Genomic DNA, 20,557 nt, shown 5'->3' with positions numbered 1-20,557 from the left:
CAAGGAGTCGAATCGTTAGTTAAGATGCTTTCTTGTTATTGGTATTTTTGTCTTCTTCACTGCGGTTAAGTGCTTGCACGCAACGTTCACGTGCGTTGTTTAATTCTTGCATGACGACATCAATATCTTTCAGCTGTCGCTGTAGCTGTTGTTGCTTCTCATCAATGATATCCAGCATTTTAATCAGTTGGGTATCACATTGGTTAGTGTCGTAAAGCTCAAATAGCTCGCGAATTTCATCCAGCGAGAATCCAAGACGCTTACCCCTTAGGATTAGCTTCAAACGGATCTTGTCTCTACGTTGATAGACGCGAATCTTCCCATTTCGAGTCGGGTGAATTAGACCTTGTTCTTCATAGAAGCGAATACTTCTTGTCGTCACTTCGAATTCTTTGGCTAAGTCACTAATTTTAAAAGTTTCCACTGAATAATGTTCCCCCAAATGATGTCATTCTATATCGCACGGTATTGCGTATTTACTACTGCTGTAGCCAGTGTAAAAAGATGATGACATTCACAAATAAAAATAAATTGATGTAATTATTTTATTTCTTTACGTTTACGTTAATGTTAGTGCTATGCTTACGTAAACGTCAAGCGGCGAAACAGTATATTTCAGAATGAGGGCACAAAATGGATAAGGCCATCTGGGTAGTCTCAGCCAAGCGTACACCTCTTGGGTGTTTTCAAGGAAAACTCCAGCCATACTCAGCTCCCGAACTTGGCTCGATAGCAATTCGAAGCGCGATAGACAGCATTTCGTTGTCTCCTCAAAGTATTGATGAAGTGATGATGGGATGTGTCTTACCTGCTGGCTGTGGGCAAGCGCCAGCAAGACAAGCGGCACTTGGTGCAGAACTTCCAAAATCAGTGCCTTGCAGCACCTTAAATAAAGTTTGTGGCTCGGGCATGAAAACGGTCATGTTAGCGCACGACCTGATAAAAGCCGGTTCAATTTCAAGCGCCGTTGCTGGAGGTATGGAAAGCATGACCAATGCACCGTATCTGCTTAAAGATGCTCGCAATGGCATGCGTATGGGGCACAAGACTACCGAAGACCACATGTTTTTGGACGGCTTACAAGATGCTTATGAAGGCGAGCTAATGGGTGTTTATGCTCAGCAAATTGCCGACAAGCTTGAGTTTAGTCGAGAGCAAATGGATGAATGGGCCGCGCTATCTGTGCAAAGAGCCCTAGATGCGCAAGAACAGCATTTATTCGATGATGAAATTGAGCCAATCAATTTATCCAACAAGAAGAAAAAATCTCAAGAGCGATTCAATTATGATGAGCTGCCTCCAACAATCAATCCAGACAAAATTCCCAAACTTAAACCAGCATTCGCCAAACAAGGTACGGTGACAGCCGCCAACTCTAGTGCTATCTCAGACGGTGCAGCGGCTCTTATCTTAATGGATGCAGATGCTGCAAAGAAACAAGGTCTTAAGCCTCTCGCCATTATAAAAGGCCACGCTACACATGCACGTGAGCCTGCCGAATTTACCATTGCGCCAGTATATGCCATAGAACACCTGCTCTCGAAGCTTGATTGGGCCATTGAAGAAGTCGATTTGTGGGAAATTAACGAAGCGTTTGCTGTGGTAACGCAGATTGCTGTGAGTCAATTGGGGTTAAACAAAAACAAAGTGAATGTGAAGGGTGGCGCTTGCGCTCTCGGACATCCTATCGGTGCCAGTGGAGCAAGAATTTTGGTCACACTCATTCATAGTTTGCGCCAGCTACAAGCTTTAGGTGTTGATGGCGATAGTTCTAAGAAAAAAGTATTGCGTGGTATTGCCTCGCTTTGTGTCGGAGGCGGTGAAGCAACCGCTGTAGGCATAGAGATACCTGTCGAAGAGTAAAGGATGAGAAGTCATGACTAAGTCAGTTGCACTATTTATTGATGGTGAATTTCGTCAGTCAGATTCACAAGAGTGGTTAGACGTTACTAACCCAGCGAATAATGAAGTGATTGCTAAGGTGCCTTGCGCAACCGAAGCCGAGATGTTGCAAGCTATTGGGAGCGCTAGTGTCGCTTTTCGAAATTGGAAAGAAGTTGCGGTGCCAGAGAAAGCTCGGTTGATGCTTCGTTACCAACACTTGCTGAAAGAGCATCATGACGAATTGGCAAAAATACTTTCTCAGGAAACGGGTAAAACCACGGCTGATGCTAAAGGTGATGTATGGCGAGGCATTGAAGTTGTAGAGCAAGCCGCGAATATCGCAAGTAATATGATGGGAGAGATGGTTGAGAATGTTGCCGCAGACATCGACACCTATTCAATGATTCAGCCGCTTGGTGTTTGTTGTGGAATCACCCCATTTAATTTCCCAGCCATGATTCCTTTATGGATGTTCCCAATCGCTATTGCTAGCGGAAACACGTTTGTGCTGAAACCTTCTGAGCAAGTGCCTTTGACGGCGATGCGTTTGGCCGAGCTATTTGAGCAAGCTGGAGCACCAAAAGGGGTGTTGCAAATTGTGCATGGTAAAAAAGAGCAAGTCGACTTTCTGTTGGCTCATCCAGACATCAAAACGATTTCGTTTGTTGGCTCTGTACCTGTGGCTCAATACATCTATCAGCAAGGTACACAGAACTTTAAACGAGTCCAAGCGTTTGCTGGGGCGAAAAACCACATGACAATCATGCCCGATGCTAATAAAGACCAAGTTATTAGCAACTTGGTGGGCTCGTCCGTGGGTGCTGCAGGGCAGCGTTGTATGGCTATTTCAGTGGCTGTTTTTGTCGGTACTGCCAAAGAGTGGATCGATGACCTAAAAATGGAAATGGCTAAGATTAAACCCGGAAAGTGGGATGATGATACAGCAGCCTATGGCCCACTTATTAGCCAGCAGGCGAAACAGCGAGTGCTACGTTTGATCCAAGAAGGAAAGGATCAGGGCGCGATATGTGAATTAGACGGAAGTGAATGTGAGGTTGCGGGAGAGCCAAATGGTAACTGGGTCGGGCCGACTATTTTCAGCAATGTCTCAGTAGAAATGTCGATTTATCAGCAAGAGATTTTTGGGCCAGTGCTGCTTTGCCTCGAAGTGGATACTTTGGAAGATGCGATTGAACTCATTAATCGAAACCCGTATGGAAATGGCACGTCAATATTTACCGCAAGCGGCGCTGCAGCGCGCAAATATCAGCACGAAATCTTAGTGGGGCAAGTTGGGGTCAATGTGCCAATTCCTGTCCCTCTTCCTTTCTTCTCATTCACTGGTTGGCGTGGAAGCTTTTATGGTGACCTTCATGCCTATGGAAAACAGGCGGTTCGTTTTTACACAGAAACCAAAACAGTGACTGCGCGTTGGTTTGATGACGATATTCCAACAGGTCCAAACTTAACCATCCAATTGAAATGAGATGTATTGAGAAATTAGGAGCTGAAGATGGATTTCGAACTGAATGAAGATCAACGAGCTTTTTCTGATGCAGCGAGCCAGTTTGCATTGGAACGACTGAGCCCTATGGCAGCAGAATGGGATGAAAAGCAGTTTTTCCCAATAGATATTTTACGCGAAGCCGGAGAGCTTGGCTTTTTGAGCTTATATACGCCTGAACCGCATGGAGGCTTAGGGCTAAGTCGCTTAGACTCATCGATAATTTTCGAACAACTTGCCAAGGGCTGTACTTCAACTACTGCTTTTATGACCATTCACAACATGGTGACTTGGATGGTTGCCAGCTTTGCTACAGATGAAGTAAAAGCTGAAATTTGTCCAAAGCTTGTGACTGGTGAATGGTTGGGCTCGTATTGTTTAACTGAGCCAAACGCAGGCTCAGATGCTGTTTCCCTGAAAACAAGCGCAAAAAAACAAAACGGAAAATATGTACTAAATGGTGGCAAGTGTTTTATCTCTGGAGCGGGTGAGACCGATATTTTAGTTGTGATGGCTCGCACAGGAGAAAGTGGAGCAAAAGGGGTATCCGCGTTTGTTGTTCCCGCTAAAGCTGAAGGGATCAGCTACGGACGCAAAGAACCTAAACTTGGTTGGAACAGTCAGCCGACTCGCACGGTCAGCTTCGATAACGTAGAAATACCAGAAAGTCACTTGCTAGGCCAAGAAGGTGAAGGGTTTGTTTTTGCGATGAAAGGGTTGGATGGCGGAAGAATTAATATTGCAACTTGCTCTATCGGTACTGCTCAGCAAGCTCTTGACGATGCAACTCAGTACATGCAAGAACGGAAACAGTTTGGCCAGCCTTTAGCGCAATTTCAGGGTTTGCAATTTAAGCTCGCGGATATGGCGACAGAGCTAGTTGCAGCTCGACAGTTGGTTCGGTACGCCGCGAGTAAACTCGATAAGCAAGATCCAGAAGCAACCGCTTATTGTGCAATGGCAAAACGATTCGCCACCGATGTAGGCTTCAAAGTGTGTGACCAAGCTCTTCAGCTCTATGGAGGCTATGGTTATATCAAAGAATACCCTTTAGAGCGCTATTTCCGCGATGTTCGCGTGCATCAGATTTTAGAGGGAACCAACGAAATTATGCGCTTGATTATCGCTCGCCGTTTGCTGTCTGAAGGTTCGTACATAGTGTAGCGGTTTGCATGGAATAACTAACGTTAGGAGCAAAACAATGGAATTTGAGCGAGACGGAGCGATTCAGGTCGAAATTCAAGATCACATAGCGATTTTGAGAATGAACAATCCACCAGCAAATACTTGGACGGAATCTAGCTTAAAACTGCTTGCACAGATCGTCATGTTTTTAAATAACGAGAAGAGTATTTACGCGCTTGTGATTACAGGTAATGGCGAAAAGTTTTTTTCTGCAGGAGCAGACTTAAACATTTTTGCTTCTGGTGATAAATCTGTCGCTTTTCATATGGCACAAGTCTTTGGTGAAGCGTTTGAAACACTATCTGATTTTCGTGGTGTGTCAGTCGCGGCCATCAATGGTTTCGCGATGGGAGGCGGCTTAGAGGTAGCGTTGGCATGTGATATTCGAATTGCTGAGCAGCAAGCTGTTATGGCTTTGCCAGAGGCTAAAGTTGGTTTGCTACCTTGCGCTGGAGGAACACAAAACCTAACTGCACTTGTCGGTGAAGGTTGGGCAAAGCGAATTATTCTCTGTGGAGAGCAAATACGTGCAGACAAGGCTCAGGAGATAGGCTTGGTCGAGGAGGTTGTTGAGAAAGGGAAAGCGCTCGAAGCGGCACTTGAATTGGCACAGTCTGTCGCCAATCAGTCTCCTTCCTCAGTGGCGGCTTGTAAGAAACTTATTCAAAATAATCGTGTTGCCACTATACAAACCGGCCTTACTAAAGAACGAGAATATTTTATTGAGCTGTTTGACACCGAAGATCAAATGGAAGGTGTGAGTGCATTTTTAGAAAAACGTAAACCCAATTGGAAAAACCAGTGATAGGAGCAGTTATGACAGACAGCGTCAAGTTTGAAGAGCTCATATGTACGAACAGTGATTGCCGGATCGGTGTGGTGACATTGGACAACCCTTCCTCTCTAAATGCCCTCACTTATAACATGTTACAGCTACTAAAAAATCAGCTAGAACGTTGGCAAGTTGACCACTCAATTGTTTGTGTTTTTTTGCAAGGTGGAGGTGAGAAAGCCTTCTGTGCTGGTGGTGATGTACGAACTATGTACCACGTGATGAGTAACGAAAATAACGCAGACATTGAAAAATTTTGCACAAGTTACTTTACCTTAGAATATCAATGTGACTACCTGATCCATACTTTTAGAAAACCCATTATTGCGTGGGGGAATGGCATTGTGATGGGTGGTGGCATGGGCTTGTTCATGGGCGCAAGCCACAGAGTGGTGACGGAGAATTCTCGCTTAGCCATGCCGGAAGTTACGATTGGCTTGTACCCAGATGTTGGCGGTACTTGGTTTCTTAGCCGATTGGAGCCGGGTATTGGCCTGTTTCTTGGCCTAACAGGTGCCAGTGTGAACGCAAACGACGCGATTACTATAAAAATGGCCGACCATTTTGCTCTATCTAAGCAGAAATTAATGTTACTCGATCAACTAATGCAATTAGATTGGCTAGCCAGTTTAGATCATCGAGAGTCTATTACTATGTTGCTCGATAGTATCTCTCGCAAGATATCGGGTGATATGCCTCAAGGTCATTTAATGCCTTATTTCAGCCAGATCCAGCGAGCTTGTAGTGAAAGTGAATTGGGCGCCGTTGTTGAAAAGATTCATGCAATTGAGGTTGGTAGTGATGACAAATGGCTGAGCAAAGCGAAAGGTGCTTTGCAAGCTGGTAGTCCAATCACAGCCCATATTTGTTTTCGGCAAGTCACCCAGTATCAATCCTTGTCGCTTGAAGAGTGTTTTCGACTAGAACTTAGCCTATCGGTAAGAAGTAGCACGTTAGGCGAGTTCAAAGAAGGCGTTCGGGCTAGGCTCATTGATAAAGATGGCCAGCCAAATTGGAAATTTGATTCAATCATGGCAGTGGATAGTTCATTGATTGATCAACTGTTTATGTCATTGTGGCCAGTAGATAGGCACCCTCTAGCACAGCTTGGCTTGGTCACTGCAAACTAGGAGAAAGTTCATGAGTACCATTGCTTTTATCGGACTTGGGAACATGGGCAGTCCAATGGCGGAAAACCTGCTTACAGCGGGCTATTCCCTACAAGTTTTTGATTTAGATAGCTCTGCGACCCAATCTGTTGAACAACATGGAGCCAAGGTCTTCAGTTCAATTGAACAGGTAGTACAAGGGGCTGATGTTGTTATCACTATGCTACCAGCCGGACAACATGTCCGCGCGGTATATTTAGGTAAGTCTGGATTGCTCAATCTAGTGTCGAACAATACATTCTTGATTGACTCTTCAACCATTGACCCTGAATCTGCACGAGTTGTCGCGTTTGAAGCCAGTGCCAAAGGGCTGGACTTCGTCGATGCGCCAGTCTCTGGTGGGGTGGCTGGAGCGAAAGCAGCGACTTTAACTTTTATTGTGGGTGGAACCGATTCGGGTTTTGACAAGGCGAAATCAGTTTTACAGCACATGGGCAAAAATGTCTTTCACGCGGGCAAAGCGGGCGATGGGCAGATGGCTAAGATATGCAACAACCTATTGTTAGGTATTCTGATGTCAGGTACTTGCGAGGCCCTTAACCTAGGTATCGAAAATGGCCTCGACCCTAAAGTGCTTTCCGACATTATGTTGCAAAGTTCGGGAAGAAACTGGGCACTTGAACTTTATAACCCGTGTCCTGGGGTAATGGATAATGTGCCTTCAAGTAATCAATTTCAGCCGGGTTTTATGAGTAAACTGATGCTAAAAGATCTCGGTCTGGGCATGGATGCTGCCGCTCAGAGCCAGTCAGCGATCCCTATGGGGGCATTAGCGAGAAACCTATACGCAATGCATAACGCGAATGGCAATGAGCAGTTAGATTTTTCTAGTCTGTTCGAGTTTTATCAGCGTCAACAAAAGTCTTAACTTTGTAAGCAAAAGGGATTGGGAACATGGAATTATTACATAGCGTGGTTGCAATTACTGGAGCTGGGCAAGGGTTAGGACAAAGAATGGCTCTGACTTTGGCTGAGGCTGGGGCAAATTTGGCACTGCTGGATATGAACCCTGAAACGTTAAACAAGACTCAGCAAGAGTGTTATCAACGTGGAGTAAAGGCAGAAATATACCCAGTTAATGTGACGAGTGAATCGGAAGTGGAAGCGACTTTTAATAAAATTGAGCGCGACTTTTCCAAGCTTAACGGACTAATAAACAGCGCTGGCATATTGCGAGATGGAATGCTGGTGAAAGTCAGCAACGGTGAAGTTAGCAAAATGTCACTGGAGCAGTTTCAATCAGTAATGGAAGTCAATTCAACCGGTACCTTTTTGTGTTCTCGTGAAGCGGCTGCCACCATGATTAAAACTGAAAGCAAAGGCGTGATTATTAATATATCGAGTGTCGCGAGAGCCGGAAATATCGGTCAAACCAACTATGCAGCTTCAAAGGCAGCGGTCGCTACCATGGCGGTAGGGTGGGGAAAAGAGCTCGCCCGTTATGGTATTCGTGCAGCCGCTATTGCTCCGGGTGTGGTGCAAACGGCTATGGCTGAGCAGCTTAAACCAGAAGCCATAGAGCGACTAGAAAAAATGATACCAGTTGGCCGCATAGCTCAAGCAGAGGAAATGGCTCATGCAGCGAAGTTTATTTTTGAAAATGATTATTTTACTGGAAGGGTACTTGAACTAGATGGAGGCTTAAGGATGTAAGCTTATATCGGCTTCAAGTGAGAACAAATTGATAGTATATGAGAGCCCCTAAGCAGTTAAACAGCTTAGGGGCTTGAGTATTAAGTGCGGTAGCGAGCCAGTATGGTCGCAAGATTCTTAGTTGCACTTGTTAGATTTGAGATACCAACTGTCGATTGCTCGGACACTTGTTTAATATTGTTTGACTGGCTTCGAATTTCGGACAGCTCTACCGCAATTTCATTCGCAACACCACTTTGCTCTTGAGCTGAAGCGGATATCTGAACACTCATGTCATTCATGCTGTGTGCCGATTTCGCGATTGTGTTAACGTCACTGCCGATAGTTGCCACAAGCTGGCTACTTGTTTGAGCTTGGTTAACGGTTTGCTCGGTAATATTAGCGATATTTTTGCTCTCAGTTTGAATCTTTTCAATCATTGCTTGAGTTTCAACTGTGGCATCTTGAGTCCGACTCGCAAGGGTACGAACCTCATCAGCAACAACGGCGAATCCACGTCCTTGTTCGCCAGCCCTAGCAGCTTCTATTGCCGCATTGAGAGCCAACAGATTGGTTTGCTCGGAAATGCTATTGATTGTCGTGATAACATCGCTAATTCGGCTGGTATTGTCATTGAGTGTTGCAACAGAGCTCGATGCTTGCTCGATGTACTGAGAAAGCCGGGCAATTTCGTCAATAGTCTGCTCAACTCTTTGTCTACTTTCATTTACTTGGGAAGCGTCTTGTTCAGTTTGACTGGTCGTCTGCTGAGCAATATTTGAGACTTCTTGCGCTGACGCAGTCATTTGTTCCATAGCGGTAGCAACTGAATCTAATGACGAGTACTGGCTATTGATTTGGTTTTCGCTATGCTTCATTTCTTTTTCAAAAGATGAAGCGGTTTCAGTCAAAGTGTTGGTGTTTTCCTTAACCGAAACAATAAGTTCCGATAGCGTGTCCATTGCTTCGTCTAGTGCGCATCCAATAGTGCCAAATTCGTCTCGTCCGGGATGAAAGCCTAACCTAGAAGTTAGGTCTCCTTTGGATATTTTTACCGTGGTGTTGTGCAAAACCCAAAGCGCACCACCTATAAAGGTGGCAACCCAATAGACAAATATCCCAAATGGAATCACCCATAAAAAGGACATCCATAGACTCGTGAATGCTTCGCTTCTGGCTTGTTTTTCCAGTCGCTGAGTGCTTTCCGTCAAAGAATATGCTTGACCACTTTTGCTTGTAGCTGAAACAGTAACTCGTCCATTCTCATAAATCGTATCGTGAAGCGATGAGCGTTTTTCCAATCCAGCAACAGAAATACTCGATAGGTCATTGTTTGTCAGGATACCTGCCAATTTAGCTTGGACGGTTGTGACAGAGTTCGATTGAATTTGGTCTAATGTGTTTTTGTATTGGGAAATAGAGACAAAGCTAAGGGCAGCTAAGAAAAGGGCGAAAATTACCCACATTTTGTCGCTGATCGACATCTTGATAAAAACGGCGTCGATCTTCCTAAAATCAACTTCTTTCATGATTACTCCATAGTCAAATGTAGATGTATTTACGAGACAAATACCACGGGTACACTATACGATTTAGCGCACCAATTTTTGCAATAAACTATAGAGTTTTTGTCAATAGCGTGAGCCAAGACGAAATACTTAAGATGTGTAGAGGTTTCTCAAATTTAAAACAGCTTGTTTAGTACCACTGAGTATTAACTCTTTTATCACTATACTTTATGGCAACAAGGGAATGTACCAAGTATCGCCAGACAAAATTAGGATAAAACGCTAAAAATTGACCCAAGATTTGATGCTAGCGATATCAGCAACAGGCGTTTTTATGAAAACAAAAACAATCATTTTCAGTAGCTTACTTAGCTTAACTTTCGATGCTTTTTCAGCGCCTGAAGAAATTCTAGTTTGGAATCGGATAGAGCAAGGAAACCCGGGCTTATATACAGTTCTAAAAGTAGCACTGGATAAAACCAGTGCTGAGTATGGCGCTTATCAATTGACCGTAACTGATAGAATGGAACAAGGGCGAGTTGTTAGAGCGTTGGCTGACAACAAGTTTGTGCATGTTGCTGCATTTGCTCCAAGTGAAGATAGAGAAGCAGAATTAATACCGATTCGAATCCCAGTGACCAAAGGTTTACTTGGCTTTAGGGTGTGTTTAGTTAAAGCGGATAACTTGGGAAAATTCCAAGATATCGCTTCATTGTCTGATTGGAAGAGAAAGAAAATTACCATTGGTCAAGGAACACATTGGCCGGATACGGCGATATTAGAATCTAATGGGCTAGCTGTGATTAAGTCGTCTCAATATCAGCCTTTATTCGAAATGTTGACCAGAAAAAGGTTCGATTGTTTTTCACGTAGCATCAGCGAAATTTTACCTGAGCACGATAAGTACAAGCATCTAGGTTTAGCAGTTGAGCCGAATATACTATTGGTTTACCCACTACCTACTTTTTTCTTTGTCAGTAAAAAGAATCCTGTTTTGGCAGAACGAATACAAAAAGGTATGTTATTAGCGCTAGAAAGTGGAGAACTAGACCAAATATTTATCGATAATTATTCAGAGACTTTAAAAAGTCTCAACTTAGATAAAAGGGTTTACATTAGACTGGACAATCCCTTCCTTACTCCGCAAACACAACAAGCATTAACAAACGAGAAGCTGTTGTATCAGCCTCGTCAGCGGCAGGATTTGCATTGAAGTGAATCTGATTTGAAATATTAGCGACCAATTTCGACTCTGTTCCTACCATTGACTTTTGCCTGATACAAAGCTTTGTCTGCTATATCGATAGCATCCACTATCGAATCAATATTATCGGTGAGGGTGTATGTCCCCATGCTAACAGTCATAGATATATTGTAGCCAAGTAATACTTCACTTTTAGGCACTTGCTTCCTAATTCTCTCTGCAATTCCAAGAGTTTGGTTTTCGTCGCTTTCGGGCAAAATAATTGCGAATTCCTCTCCACCAATCCTTCCCAATATATCGGTTTCGCGCAAACAAGATAAGCAGCTGTTGACACAACTGACAATCGCTTTATCACCAATCTTGTGCCCGTATGTATCATTGATTGATTTAAAGTTGTCTATATCAAGCATGATGACAGAAAGTGGCCTTTTATAGCGTTTAAATAGCTTAAATTTCTCTGATGCTTTACTGAATAGATCTCTCCGGTTACTAATATTGGTTAGAGGATCAACGGTGGCTAACATTTCGAGGTGTAGGTTGGCTTTCTCGAGTTCTATTGTCCGCTCTTTGACTCGATTCTCTAGCTCCAAATTCAATTGCGTTAACTTGTTCTGAGCTTCCGACTGCTGTTTGAAGGATTTATTGATCTCTTTAACTAGAATACCAATTTCTGAGGTCTTGTGATGGTTTGGTGTTTTGAGTTCTACGTTGGAATCATTAGGTTGCTTACGTAGTGTTTTTACCATGTATATTAATGGCTTAGTGATGTAAAAGTAGGTGACAGCAAATATGATTGTGAATACGAGAATTGTTCTAAAAAAAGAGCTGATCAACAGCGAGCTCATGCGACTGTAGAACGGATTAAGGGCGATATCATAATCGACGGTAACAATAAGTGTTCCCATTGTCATGTCGAAGGTTTCATTATAAAGATCTTTCGACAGTGTTTGATGTACAGCAGGGAATATCAGCTTAGAGATCCACTCTGAGTGACTCTCCGGATGATTATGTCTAGAGAATTTAGCAAATTCTAAACCTAAATCGTCGATTATAAGACCCTCTACAACATAAGGGTAGGTGCTAAGCCCTTGAAGTATTTCGCGTGCATTGATTTCATTGACGTCAAATATTGCTTGGCTGGCAGGGCTCGAAGCGGTGTTCAAAATACTGGTGATGTCTGTGTTTATTTCTAGCTTTGTACGGTGTAGATCACTCCAAAAATTAATCAACGTTTGAGATATCGCAACTATTAGTGCAACACAGAAATAAATAATCGCTAATCGTGCAGAAATGGAGTTCATTAATCTCAAGTTATGTTGAATGTAATCTACTAAGAATAGAAGGAAAGCCTCATAAATACATGGGACGCTGTCTTAAATAACAAAAGAAGCTGCTGGCGGTTAAAGCATAAGCCAGAAAAGTATCAATTTAGAACCAAACGTTATAAAGAAATGACCTGCATATGGTTTTATTTCTATCTTCAGACCTAATATCCATTAGTAGTGGCACCAAACAAACATAAGGAATCACAATGACGAACGAATATGTACCTCCAAAAGTTTGGACAATGGATAGCGAAAATGGCGGAGAGTGGGCCAGTATTAATCGCCCCGACTCTGGTGCTAGACACCAGCAAGATCTTCCGGTTGGTAACCATCCGCTGCAGCTCTATTCCTTAGCGACACCTAATGGTCAGAAAGTTACCATTATGCTGGAAGAGCTGCTCGCGCTTGGTATCAAAGAAGCAGAGTACGACGCGCATTTGATTAAGATTGGTGATGGAGAGCAGTTCTCATCCGGTTTTGTCGATGTGAACCCAAACTCAAAAATTCCAGCCTTGGTAGACAACTCAGGTTCAACACAAATCAAGGTGTTTGAGTCTGGTTCAATATTGATTTATTTAGCAGAAAAGTTTGGTCACTTTTTACCGCAAGATACTGTCAAAAGAACCGAAGTGTTGAATTGGCTATTTTGGCTTCATGGTTCCGCGCCATATTTGGGTGGTGGATTTGGTCACTTTTATGCTTACGCACCTGAAAAGTTTGAGTATCCAATCAATCGATTTGCTATGGAAACAAAGCGTCAGCTTGATGTGCTCGATAAAAGGTTAGCTGATAATAAATACCTTGGTGGTGAAGAATACAGTATTGCTGACATCGCGACGTGGCCTTGGTACGGTAACCTAGTTATTGCCAATGCATATGATGCTGGTGAATTCTTGGATGTAACAAGCTATAAAAATGTTCAGCGCTGGGCTAACGATATCTTTTCACGCGAAGCGGTTCAAAGAGGGCGAATTGTAAATCGACCTATGGGCGAAGAGTGGGAGCAGCTATTAGAACGTCATAGTGCATCGGATATTGATGATGTGTTAACAAAAAGGCCAAAGTAGCCCCCCTATGCTGCTCTTCCTTGTAAGTAAATGATGAGGCTTTGAGCCAAAATGACTCACATAAATGGGCGAACTATTGCCCATTTTCTTTCATTAATAGAATCTATTTTCTCTATGGGGAATCAGGGGAATTAGAGTAAAGCCTTTAAGTCTGTATTTGCGCTCTATACTTAACATGTGTGTCAAATGTTAGGGATAGATATTATGTGCCGCCTTCATAGGTATTTAGGTAAGCTTTATCTTGTTTTTCTAACCCTTCTAGTAGTTACTTCTTCGCACATTATCTACGCCGAGACTATTCGTTTAGCCAATGGAGAATGGCCCCCATTTCAGTCACAGCACCTTAAACACAGTGGTTTTATTTCTCACATTATTTCGGAAGCTTTTGCTGCTGAAGGTATTAAAGTCGAGTTTGAGTATTTGCCATGGAAAAGAGGCTATCGCTCAGCCAGGTACGGCGAACTAGATGGTACATTTGTATGGGGGAAAACGCCTGAACGCGCAGAGTTGTTTTATTATTCAGATGTTGTTATCAATCTAACCACATCAGTTATGCATCAAGCTGATAAAGAGATCTATTGGGATAATGTTGAGGATCTTGGCAAATATAGAATAGGTGGTGTAATAGGCTACGATTACGAATTATCGCAATATGAAACCTCTGGAGTGATTGAAATAAAAAGACAAACCAAGCTTGAAGGAGCATTAAAGATGTTAGCCCGAGATCGATTTGATATTGTTTTTGCTGATATCGATGTAGGGTTATACACAGCGAACCAGTTAGGCCTGAAAGGGAAAATTGTAGCTTCAGATAAAAAAATCAATGCGAATAAACCGTTCTATCTATTAATCTCGAAGAAAACACCTAATGGAATAGAACTTATTGAAGCTTTTAATCGAGGTCTAAATAAAATTAATCAATCTGGCTTATTTGAACAATTTCAAGAGGCGAACCGGAGAGGGGAGTATTTTTTGAAATAGTAATAAGTTTGATAAAGTTCAATTTATTAGTAGTGTCAACTTGATTCGAATCAATGAAAGTATGACTTGTCATGCGAGTACCTTTCATTGCATTCCTGTTAACGTACAATATTCTCATTAGTCGATATGACCATTTATTAGCTACGGACAACTTAGCGAATCATTCAATTATTAGCCCTTATGGATAAGGATACTGGTCGCAAATCCAAACTTGGATAGATGCGTCGGCACCAAGTTTTAAAAGTATCTATAAGGGTGAAATCATGATCAATCTTAAACCAGTACGTATTGGGCTTCTACTGAGCTTACTAACCATACTTTTTGGCTATGGATTAGGCTGTATATTTGGCGGTGCAAACCCGGCAATGAAGGAGTTTTTCCATGAGCAAGTATATGTTGTCCATGCTGATAACTTTAAATCTGAGAAAGATAAAGCCACTGCGTTTTCTAAAGCTAAAGATTATATCAAGCGTGCGCACTTGCATGCCGCTGCTATTGGTACAGCCTCTCTTGCGACTATCTTGGCCCTTAGCTTGACAGGCGTAAGCGATCGTAAGAAAAAAATTGCCAGTGGTTTAGTGGGTTTTGGTGGAGCAGGTTATGGTGTCTTCGTTTGGACTTTGATGGCCTTTGTGACCCCAATGATTGGCAAATCGGCAGCACATGAAACGATTGCTTGGGTCGCAATACCAACCGGTTTAGCTCTGGTGTTTGGTACAGCAGCAACGATTTATTTTGTCTACCAATCTTGTTTTGACAAAGAATAATTGAACTAGCGAAATAGTCGTAAAATTACATTTCATATCTTACAACGGCATAATCCGAATTCATCGGTTTATGCCGTTTTTCTATCTGTATATCTATATAAATACAAGTTCATATTTGTCTGATACCCCTGTCTCACATTTAAGAAATTAGCTTGTAATATCAAGCTTAATTGTCTGTTATCTATACTTATAAAGGACTTAACACGGATGTAGACAGATTATGTTACGTATGACGATTGCTCAAAAAGTGTACTTTATGGGTTTTTTGCAATTGCTTATCATGTTGATAATGGGCGCTTTTGCGCTTATTCAAATGAATAAGATTGGTAATGAGCTTATAGATATCGCGGAAGAAGACATTCCTCTCACCAAGAAAATGACGATAGTGACGGAGCATCAACTTGAACAAGCGATACTCTTTGAGCGAGCTTTGGTTAAGGCGATTCGAGTTTCTCAAGGATTAGAGCAGCTGAGCGAATATAAGGCTGCAAGTAAAAAAGTGCATGACTTAACCGAGAAAACCAAAGGCGAAATCATTGAGACTGAAGACTTCATTAAAAAGGCGATTCCTTTACTTCATTCAGAGTCGGCTAAGAAGGAGTTTTCTAAGGTATACGATCAATTGAAACAGGTTGAGGCAAAGTACTCGATTCTGATAGAAGAAGTCGACAAAGTGCTAGCTCTCGGAGCGTCCGGTCAAATAGAGGAGATGTTAAAAGTATCTGCCAGTGTTGAACAGTTAGAAGATGAACTCGATCATGTGTTGATCGATATACTCAATGATGTTCAAAACTTCACGCTGAATAGCGCTCTTCAAGCTGAAGCCGATGAGAAGTTTGCGTTGAAGTGGATGTCGGTAATCGCCGTGACAGCTATTGTGTTGGGGATCATTTTACCGTTACTTGTTGCGCGCTCGATTCGTGCTCCGATACTTGAGTTAAGAGATAGGTTGCATCAACTTGCTCACGGTGACGGTGATTTGACCGTGCGTTTAGATGCAACTGGCCGCGATGAAGTAGGGCGTGTTGCTAAAGCATTCAACAGTTTACAGGAAGTTTTATGTTCAACTATCGGTAAAGTGAATGTACAAGCTATAGAGCTAGCGAGTACGTCGAAAGAAACATACTCCTCAATGCAACGAACATTAAGCAATGTTGAAAAGCAGCGCAACGATATTGAGCAAGTATCGAATGCTATTAACGAGATGAATGCGACAACACAAGAAGTTGCTGCCAGTACAACAAATGCTTCTTCTGTGACTGATGAAGTCAAACAGCGTGTTCTAGACGGTCAAAATGAATCAGTAACAACTCAGAAAGTGATTCAAGAATTGGCAGATGAAGTTTCCAATTCCTCTAAAGTCATCGAAAACCTAGTCTCAGAAACAAACAAAATAGGACAAGTTTTAGATTCAATACAAGGTATTGCTGAGCAAACCAATTTACTTGCGCTAAACGCGGCAATTGAAGCTGCGAGGGCCGGAGAAACCGGAAGAGGGTTTGCTGTGGTAGCTGATGAGGTTCGCTCACTAGCGCAAAGAACCCAAGATGCTACAGTTGATATTCAGCAACTTGTCGAACGTTTGCAGGCAGAAGCTCAAAATGCCGTGGAAAGTATGCAAAAAGGAACCCAGATGGCTGAAGTGTGTTTGCAGCGTAGCACAGAATCAGCTGAAACATTTTCCATTGCAGCAGAAGCAGTAAGTCAAATTGCAGGCTTGAATATGCAAATTGCAGCAGCTGCAGAACAGCAGTCAATTGTTGCTCAAGAAATAACTAACAGTTTGGTCTCTATCCAAAGTTTGGCTGAAGAAACGTCCTCTGAAACTAAAAATACCGCAACAGCAAGCGAGGTGATTGATAAAGGGGTAGAAAGTTTGCAGCAGAATCTCAATAGCTTCCAAGTCTAGAAACACAATACTTAGCGCTATTTTTAGTGCATTTTCTCAACACTCAAACGGTGTTTTCTCTAGCACTGTTTGAGTTGTTATTCCACAACTTCAGAGTAGTTTTCGCACTCTTTGTTCGCTTGAACATTAGTTCACGCATACTATATTTATACAAATGAAATCAAACTGCTGACTGGAATTCAATATAATTATGCTACGCAGATTATACGCTTTTTTCTTTGTCTCAATCTTTTTTGTAAATAAAGTATTTGCACAAAATATAATTGTGGGAGTGCATTATTCTCCTCCTTGGTCTTACGTAAATAATAATGGTGAGATTGTTGGCATTGAAAAGGAGATTATTGAAGGTGCATTTGAAAAGCGAGGCTATAATGTGGAGTTCAAAATATACGGATATAGCCGCCTAATCAAAGAGATTACAGACAAAAAAGTGGACTTTGCTAGCCCTATAGCGGTAAACATACCCAATATCTTACCGGTTGATCATTACCTGCCTTTTCATGATGTCGCTATGACCCTGAAAAGTAGAGATCTTAAAGTAGATAACGTATCGGATCTAAAGGGAAAGGCGGTTGTTGCTTACCAAAAAGCTTCTTATGTGTTGGGAGATGAGTATCGCAATGTAGTTGAGTCAAACACAGAGCTGTATAAGGAGATACATGGAAGGGAGAATCAAATTCAAATGCTCTTTAGAGGCCGTACGGATATTGTCGTTGGAGAAGAAAGAATTCTGGTTTACTTGTCTGAGAAGCTTTATGGGCCGGGTAAAGTTTCTATTCATCCTATTTTTCAAAAAACGAATTATGGTGGTGCAGCATGGAGCGAGTCATTAGTTAATGATTTTAACAGAGGCCTAGAGGTTTTGAAAAACAGTGGTGAATATCAAGAGATGCTTGATAAACACCGATCAATTGAGCAATAAACGTAACAGACAAAAGCCTTTAAGCCCGTTAAATGATTTTACATGTTTTGATAGCTAGGCCCGCCACCGCCTTCAGGCGTTACCCACGTAATATTTTGCGAAGGATCTTTTATGTCGCAAGTCTTGCAATGGAGACAGTTTGCGGCATTTATTTGTAGCTTCTGTTCGCCATCAACCTCTACAATTTCGTAAACTCCTGCCGGACAATACCTTTGGCTTGGCTCATCAAATCTTGGTAAATGGTTTTGAATGGCTGTAGATGTACTTTTTATCACTAGATGACAAGGCTGATTTTCGTCATGTTGCGTCCCTGAGAGGTAAACCGACGAGGGTCTATCAAAGCTTAATATATTGTCTGGTTTTGGGTAATCGATAGGTTTACATTGGTTAATTTCTACAAGTGACTCGTGGTCAAGTTGATGGTCTTTAATTGTCCAAGGCACTTTTCTACCCATAATAGGTAGCCAAATATTATGCTCGCAAGTGGCCAGCAACCCACCACCTAAATGGCCAAATTTGTGGATCGATGAATTAAAGTTACGTGAGCTTTCTAACTCTTCGAACAACCAAGATGACTCAAACAAAGACTGGTAGTCCGGAATGTTGTTTAGTGTCTCTTGGCTTAGTTGTTCAAAGACTGCCTCAGCAGCCAGCAAACCCGATTTCATTGCAGTATGGCTGCCTTTTATTTTCGCACCGTCTAAAGTTCCAGCGTCGCAGCCAATGAGTAGCCCACCAGGAAATTGTTGTTTAGGCAGTGAGTTTAACCCACCTTTAGTGATGACTCGCGCGCCATAAGAAATACGCTGACCACCTTTAAGCGTTTGGCTAAATAGAGGATGGTGTTTCAGCCTTTGAAACTCTTCAAATGGGCTTAGGTAAGAGTTGGAATAATTTAAATCTATGATAAGCCCCACTGAAACTTGGTTGTTTTCCATGTGGTAAAGGAAACTACCACCAAAAGATTTAGATTCATTCAGCGGCCAGCCTACGGAATGGAGAACTGCGCCTAGTTGATGCTGAGATTCTGGTATTTGCCACAGCTCTTTTAGTCCAATGGCGTAATGCTGAGGTTGTTTCCCTTCATCAAGCTTATACTCTTCAATAAGTTGTTTGCCTAAATGACCTCTTGCTCCTTCGGCAAAGATTGTATATTTCGCTTTTAACTCAATTCCAGGTTCAAAATTTTGTTTTTGTTCCCCATTTTTGTCGAGCCCCATATCTGAGGTGTTGATCCCTGTTACGGTTCCACTTTCGTCAATATTGACGCTAGCAGCGGCAAATCCGGGGAACACTTCAACTCCTAGCGATTCGGCTTGTTTAGCCAGCCAGCGGCAGAGTTCAGCTAAGCTGATGATGTAAGTTTGCTGCGAGTTCCGCATTGGTTTTGGTGTGAAAAAGTGTGGCACTTTGATGTTGTTGTGCTGTCCGGCAAGGTAATGAAATTGGTCATCGTTTACTGGGGTATGTAAGGGAGCCCCCATTTCTGCCCAGTTGGGGAAAAGCTCTGTAAGTGCTGTCGTGTCAAAAAGGGCGCCTGAAATAATGTGAGCACCGACCTCCGCTCCTTTTTCAACAACACAAACGGATAGTGGTTTATCAGCCTGTTGGCTTAGCTGAGCAAGCTTGCAAGCTGTTGATAAACCAGCAGGTCCTGCGCCAACAATCACAACATCAAATTCCATGCATTCTCTTTCCATAATGTAAATCTTCTCTTACATCGCTGACATAGAAATAACTATAGTCCAGTTGACGTAAACGTAAACTTTACTAAGCTGAAAAAGTGAGCTGGTTTTTCTTTTTTCTGCTGGTGTTGATTGGATTACATCGTAAAGCGTCGTAGACCTGCACCAGTAAAACAATAATTGCATTGTATAAAGGACGGTAGCGTGAAAATTCTAGTAGCAATTAAACGAGTGATAGATCCTTATGTAAAAATTCGAGTGAAATCTGATGGCTCGGGTGTCGAAGAAAGCAACGTGAAAATGGCGATGAATCCTTTTTGCGAAATCGCGGTAGAAGAAGCGATAAGGTTAAAAGAAGCAGGTAATGCTGAAGAAGTCGTTGTGGTTTCGATTGGGGAAAAGGAGTGCCAAGAACAGCTTAGGTCAGCGTTAGCACTGGGAGCTGATCGCGCGATTCATATTGAAACACCTGCGCCACAGCCGCTAACAGTAGCAAAATTACTCAAAGCAGTGATAGAAAAAGAGCAGCCAAAATTAGTTTTGTTAGGGAAGCAGTCAATAGATACGGACAATAACCAAGTGGCACAAATGCTTTCTGCATTGTCCGAGCGATCTCTAGGCACGTTTGCATCCAAAGTCGAGATAGAAAGTGAACATGTCTTTGTAACTAGAGAAGTTGATGGAGGCTTAGAGACACTGAAACTCATGCTACCAGCGATTGTCAGTACTGATTTACGACTCAATGAGCCACGTTATGCTTCTTTGCCGAACATTATGAAAGCGAAACGTAAACCTTTAGAGGCTTTTACTCCAGAAGATCTAAACGTCACCATCCACTCAAGCCAACAGGTTCTTGAGGTTATGTCACCGAAAGAACGTCACGCAGGAGTGCAAGTCAATAGTGTCGCAGAGTTGGTCGATAAACTAAAAAATGAAGCAAAAGTGATTTAACTGTCTGAAGTATCAAGGTTTGGAGTGAAATT

18 protein-coding genes are annotated in these 20,557 nt (G+C 42.4%); 14 read left to right on the top strand and 4 right to left on the bottom strand.

The genetic code is table 11. The annotated features are described in order from the left end of the window. Window positions 1-19: 19 nt before the first annotated feature. Entirely contained in the window at window positions 20-424 is a 405-nt protein-coding gene (locus tag L7A31_RS13350; protein WP_237362279.1) for a MerR family transcriptional regulator, read from the bottom strand. 209 nt (window positions 425-633) lie between these two features. Here L7A31_RS13350 and L7A31_RS13345 point away from each other — a divergent pair, with 209 nt between their 5' ends. The 7 genes from L7A31_RS13345 to L7A31_RS13315 are packed head-to-tail and all read left to right on the top strand — an operon-like array spanning window position 634 to window position 8,227. Continuing rightward, window positions 634-1,863, top strand: coding sequence for a thiolase family protein (locus tag L7A31_RS13345; protein WP_237362278.1), 1,230 nt, complete (start codon window positions 634-636; stop codon window positions 1,861-1,863). Window positions 1,864-1,876: 13 nt separating this feature from the next. Continuing rightward, the gene (locus L7A31_RS13340; RefSeq protein WP_237362277.1) at window positions 1,877-3,370 is read left to right on the top strand and encodes a CoA-acylating methylmalonate-semialdehyde dehydrogenase; all 1,494 of its coding nucleotides are present in this window, start codon (window positions 1,877-1,879) and stop codon (window positions 3,368-3,370) included. A gap of 27 nt (window positions 3,371-3,397) precedes the next feature. Further along, a complete protein-coding gene (locus L7A31_RS13335; protein WP_237362276.1) occupies window positions 3,398-4,552 on the top strand; it encodes an acyl-CoA dehydrogenase family protein in 1,155 nt (384 codons plus the stop codon). A gap of 37 nt (window positions 4,553-4,589) precedes the next feature. After that, entirely contained in the window at window positions 4,590-5,378 is a 789-nt protein-coding gene (locus tag L7A31_RS13330) for an enoyl-CoA hydratase (protein WP_237362275.1), read from the top strand. 11 nt (window positions 5,379-5,389) lie between these two features. Further along, on the top strand, window positions 5,390-6,535 hold the full coding sequence (locus L7A31_RS13325; RefSeq protein ID WP_237362274.1) for an enoyl-CoA hydratase/isomerase family protein: 1,146 nt from the start codon (window positions 5,390-5,392) through the stop codon (window positions 6,533-6,535). A 10-nt stretch (window positions 6,536-6,545) separates the two neighbouring features. Further along, window positions 6,546-7,442 carry a 3-hydroxyisobutyrate dehydrogenase gene (mmsB, locus tag L7A31_RS13320; RefSeq protein WP_237362273.1) on the top strand — a complete coding sequence of 299 codons (897 nt, stop codon included), beginning with the start codon at window positions 6,546-6,548 and terminating at the stop codon, window positions 7,440-7,442. Window positions 7,443-7,468: 26 nt separating this feature from the next. After that, complete coding sequence (locus L7A31_RS13315; protein ID WP_237362272.1) at window positions 7,469-8,227, top strand: SDR family oxidoreductase; 759 nt, start codon at window positions 7,469-7,471, stop codon at window positions 8,225-8,227. Between the two features lie 80 nt (window positions 8,228-8,307). Here the strand turns inward: L7A31_RS13315 and L7A31_RS13310 are convergent, their stop codons facing one another. Next, on the bottom strand, window positions 8,308-9,735 hold the full coding sequence (locus L7A31_RS13310) for a methyl-accepting chemotaxis protein (protein ID WP_237362271.1): 1,428 nt from the start codon (window positions 9,733-9,735) through the stop codon (window positions 8,308-8,310). 313 nt (window positions 9,736-10,048) lie between these two features. On the opposite strand from L7A31_RS13310, the gene L7A31_RS13305 reads away from it, so the two are divergent. Beyond that, window positions 10,049-10,927: a type 2 periplasmic-binding domain-containing protein gene (locus L7A31_RS13305; protein ID WP_237362270.1), complete on the top strand. Its 879-nt coding sequence runs from the start codon at window positions 10,049-10,051 to the stop codon at window positions 10,925-10,927. A gap of 20 nt (window positions 10,928-10,947) precedes the next feature. Here L7A31_RS13305 and L7A31_RS13300 read toward each other — a convergent pair whose 3' ends face one another. Continuing rightward, window positions 10,948-12,219, bottom strand: coding sequence for a diguanylate cyclase (locus L7A31_RS13300; protein ID WP_237362269.1), 1,272 nt, complete (start codon window positions 12,217-12,219; stop codon window positions 10,948-10,950). Between the two features lie 230 nt (window positions 12,220-12,449). Here L7A31_RS13300 and yghU point away from each other — a divergent pair, with 230 nt between their 5' ends. The 5 genes from yghU (at window position 12,450) to L7A31_RS13275 (ending at window position 17,889) form a co-directional block, all read left to right on the top strand. Continuing rightward, a complete protein-coding gene (yghU, locus tag L7A31_RS13295; RefSeq protein ID WP_237362268.1) occupies window positions 12,450-13,310 on the top strand; it encodes a glutathione-dependent disulfide-bond oxidoreductase in 861 nt (286 codons plus the stop codon). A 204-nt stretch (window positions 13,311-13,514) separates the two neighbouring features. Continuing rightward, window positions 13,515-14,291 (top strand): substrate-binding periplasmic protein, encoded by a 777-nt coding sequence (locus tag L7A31_RS13290; protein WP_237362267.1) that lies wholly within the window; start codon window positions 13,515-13,517, stop codon window positions 14,289-14,291. 263 nt (window positions 14,292-14,554) lie between these two features. Further along, window positions 14,555-15,058, top strand: coding sequence for a hypothetical protein (locus L7A31_RS13285; protein WP_237362266.1), 504 nt, complete (start codon window positions 14,555-14,557; stop codon window positions 15,056-15,058). Between the two features lie 220 nt (window positions 15,059-15,278). Beyond that, a complete protein-coding gene (locus tag L7A31_RS13280; protein WP_237362265.1) occupies window positions 15,279-16,967 on the top strand; it encodes a methyl-accepting chemotaxis protein in 1,689 nt (562 codons plus the stop codon). A 190-nt stretch (window positions 16,968-17,157) separates the two neighbouring features. Further along, window positions 17,158-17,889, top strand: coding sequence for a substrate-binding periplasmic protein (locus L7A31_RS13275; protein WP_237362264.1), 732 nt, complete (start codon window positions 17,158-17,160; stop codon window positions 17,887-17,889). A gap of 38 nt (window positions 17,890-17,927) precedes the next feature. Here L7A31_RS13275 and L7A31_RS13270 read toward each other — a convergent pair whose 3' ends face one another. Continuing rightward, entirely contained in the window at window positions 17,928-19,589 is a 1,662-nt protein-coding gene (locus tag L7A31_RS13270) for an electron transfer flavoprotein-ubiquinone oxidoreductase (protein ID WP_237362263.1), read from the bottom strand. A gap of 189 nt (window positions 19,590-19,778) precedes the next feature. On the opposite strand from L7A31_RS13270, the gene L7A31_RS13265 reads away from it, so the two are divergent. Continuing rightward, a complete protein-coding gene (locus L7A31_RS13265) occupies window positions 19,779-20,525 on the top strand; it encodes an electron transfer flavoprotein subunit beta/FixA family protein (RefSeq protein WP_237362262.1) in 747 nt (248 codons plus the stop codon). Window positions 20,526-20,557 lie beyond the last annotated feature (32 nt).

The sequence above is a fragment of the Vibrio marisflavi CECT 7928 genome (assembly GCF_921294215.1).
Taxonomy (GTDB): Bacteria; Pseudomonadota; Gammaproteobacteria; order Enterobacterales; family Vibrionaceae; genus Vibrio; species Vibrio marisflavi.
The sequence above is the reverse complement of the archived record's forward strand: the minus strand, read 5'-3'. Positions and strand labels throughout refer to the sequence as shown.

Coding starts and splice junctions, on each gene's coding strand:
- L7A31_RS13290 (WP_237362267.1), top strand. CDS start 13,515: ATGTGCCGCCTTCATAGGTATTTAGGTAAGCTTTATCTTGTTTTTCTA.
- L7A31_RS13310 (WP_237362271.1), bottom strand. CDS start 9,735: ATGAAAGAAGTTGATTTTAGGAAGATCGACGCCGTTTTTATCAAGATG.
- L7A31_RS13335 (WP_237362276.1), top strand. CDS start 3,398: ATGGATTTCGAACTGAATGAAGATCAACGAGCTTTTTCTGATGCAGCG.
- L7A31_RS13285 (WP_237362266.1), top strand. CDS start 14,555: ATGATCAATCTTAAACCAGTACGTATTGGGCTTCTACTGAGCTTACTA.
- L7A31_RS13330 (WP_237362275.1), top strand. CDS start 4,590: ATGGAATTTGAGCGAGACGGAGCGATTCAGGTCGAAATTCAAGATCAC.
- L7A31_RS13305 (WP_237362270.1), top strand. CDS start 10,049: ATGAAAACAAAAACAATCATTTTCAGTAGCTTACTTAGCTTAACTTTC.
- L7A31_RS13275 (WP_237362264.1), top strand. CDS start 17,158: ATGCTACGCAGATTATACGCTTTTTTCTTTGTCTCAATCTTTTTTGTA.
- L7A31_RS13340 (WP_237362277.1), top strand. CDS start 1,877: ATGACTAAGTCAGTTGCACTATTTATTGATGGTGAATTTCGTCAGTCA.
- L7A31_RS13270 (WP_237362263.1), bottom strand. CDS start 19,589: ATGGAAAGAGAATGCATGGAATTTGATGTTGTGATTGTTGGCGCAGGA.
- L7A31_RS13345 (WP_237362278.1), top strand. CDS start 634: ATGGATAAGGCCATCTGGGTAGTCTCAGCCAAGCGTACACCTCTTGGG.
- L7A31_RS13325 (WP_237362274.1), top strand. CDS start 5,390: ATGACAGACAGCGTCAAGTTTGAAGAGCTCATATGTACGAACAGTGAT.
- L7A31_RS13280 (WP_237362265.1), top strand. CDS start 15,279: ATGTTACGTATGACGATTGCTCAAAAAGTGTACTTTATGGGTTTTTTG.
- L7A31_RS13315 (WP_237362272.1), top strand. CDS start 7,469: ATGGAATTATTACATAGCGTGGTTGCAATTACTGGAGCTGGGCAAGGG.
- mmsB (WP_237362273.1), top strand. CDS start 6,546: ATGAGTACCATTGCTTTTATCGGACTTGGGAACATGGGCAGTCCAATG.
- yghU (WP_237362268.1), top strand. CDS start 12,450: ATGACGAACGAATATGTACCTCCAAAAGTTTGGACAATGGATAGCGAA.
- L7A31_RS13300 (WP_237362269.1), bottom strand. CDS start 12,219: ATGAACTCCATTTCTGCACGATTAGCGATTATTTATTTCTGTGTTGCA.